This window comes from Litchfieldia sinesaloumensis, assembly GCF_900156865.1.
In the GTDB taxonomy this organism is placed as follows: Bacteria; Bacillota; Bacilli; order Bacillales; family Bacillaceae_L; genus Ferdinandcohnia; species Ferdinandcohnia sinesaloumensis.
The window spans coordinates 3,965,866-3,968,012 of sequence record NZ_LT732529.1; the positions used below are offsets into that span (position 1 = coordinate 3,965,866).

Genomic DNA, 2,147 nt, shown 5'->3' on the forward strand with positions numbered 1-2,147 from the left:
TATTGAGCAATCAATACTCTTATTGGAGAGTTTGATCCTGGCTCAGGATGAACGCTGGCGGCGTGCCTAATACATGCAAGTCGAGCGAACTTTTGGGAGCTTGCTCCCAAAAGTTAGCGGCGGACGGGTGAGTAACACGTGGGTAACCTGCCTGTAAGACTGGGATAACTTCGGGAAACCGGAGCTAATACCGGATAACATCGAAGACCACATGGTCTTCAATTAAAAGGTGGCTTTTAGCTACCACTTACAGATGGACCCGCGGCGCATTAGCTAGTTGGTGAGGTAACGGCTCACCAAGGCGACGATGCGTAGCCGACCTGAGAGGGTGATCGGCCACACTGGGACTGAGACACGGCCCAGACTCCTACGGGAGGCAGCAGTAGGGAATCTTCCGCAATGGACGAAAGTCTGACGGAGCAACGCCGCGTGAGCGAAGAAGGCCTTCGGGTCGTAAAGCTCTGTTGTTAGGGAAGAACAAGTATCGTTCGAATAGGGCGGTACCTTGACGGTACCTAACCAGAAAGCCACGGCTAACTACGTGCCAGCAGCCGCGGTAATACGTAGGTGGCAAGCGTTATCCGGAATTATTGGGCGTAAAGCGCGCGCAGGCGGTCCTTTAAGTCTGATGTGAAAGCCCACGGCTCAACCGTGGAGGGTCATTGGAAACTGGGGGACTTGAGTGCAGAAGAGGAGAGCGGAATTCCACGTGTAGCGGTGAAATGCGTAGAGATGTGGAGGAACACCAGTGGCGAAGGCGGCTCTCTGGTCTGTAACTGACGCTGAGGCGCGAAAGCGTGGGGAGCGAACAGGATTAGATACCCTGGTAGTCCACGCCGTAAACGATGAGTGCTAAGTGTTAGAGGGTTTCCGCCCTTTAGTGCTGCAGCAAACGCATTAAGCACTCCGCCTGGGGAGTACGGTCGCAAGACTGAAACTCAAAGGAATTGACGGGGGCCCGCACAAGCGGTGGAGCATGTGGTTTAATTCGAAGCAACGCGAAGAACCTTACCAGGTCTTGACATCCTTATGCCATCCCTAGAGATAGGGCTTTCCTTTCGAGGACATAAGTGACAGGTGGTGCATGGTTGTCGTCAGCTCGTGTCGTGAGATGTTGGGTTAAGTCCCGCAACGAGCGCAACCCTTGATCTTAGTTGCCAGCATTTAGTTGGGCACTCTAAGGTGACTGCCGGTGACAAACCGGAGGAAGGTGGGGATGACGTCAAATCATCATGCCCCTTATGACCTGGGCTACACACGTGCTACAATGGATGGTACAAAGGGCAGCGAAACCGCGAGGTTAAGCGAATCCCATAAAACCATTCTCAGTTCGGATTGCAGGCTGCAACTCGCCTGCATGAAGCCGGAATCGCTAGTAATCGCGGATCAGCATGCCGCGGTGAATACGTTCCCGGGCCTTGTACACACCGCCCGTCACACCACGAGAGTTTGTAACACCCGAAGTCGGTGGGGTAACCGCAAGGAGCCAGCCGCCTAAGGTGGGACAGATGATTGGGGTGAAGTCGTAACAAGGTAGCCGTATCGGAAGGTGCGGCTGGATCACCTCCTTTCTAAGGAAACTGAAGTTCTACGAACTTCATAAAAAGACGCTTTGTATTGTGGTCAGTTTTGAGAGTGCTTTTTGCGCTTTCATTCTTTCGTTCTTTGAAAACTAGATAACGTAACAAAACATTCATTGAAGTAGTAAAAGTTCTTATAACTTTAAGGCGCATGAGAAGCAAGAAGAAATTCGCCGCTTATCAAAGCCGAACAGGTTAAGTTAATAAGGGCGCACGGTGGATGCCTTGGCACTAGGAGCCGATGAAGGACGGTACTAACACCGATATGCTTCGGGGAGCTGTAAGTAAGCATTGATCCGAAGATTTCCGAATGGGGAAACCCACTGCTCGTAATGGGGCAGTATCCTTACCTGAATACATAGGGTAAGAGAAGGTAGACCCGGGGAACTGAAACATCTTAGTACCCGGAGGAAGAGAAAGCAAACGCGATTTCCTGAGTAGCGGCGAGCGAAACGGAAGATAGCCCAAACCAAGAGGCTTGCCTCTTGGGGTTGTAGGACACTCTATACGGAGTTACAAAAGAACGGAGTAGACGAAGCGACCTGGAAAGGTCCGTCAGAGAAGGTA

Annotated in this window: 1 rRNA gene; it reads left to right on the plus strand. The window is 51.8% G+C overall.

The features are described 5' to 3' along the window. Window positions 1–19 precede the first annotated feature (19 nt). Window positions 20–1,571: ribosomal RNA gene (locus tag CZ490_RS19505) — 16S ribosomal RNA — on the plus strand. Window positions 1,572–2,147: the final 576 nt, after the last annotated feature.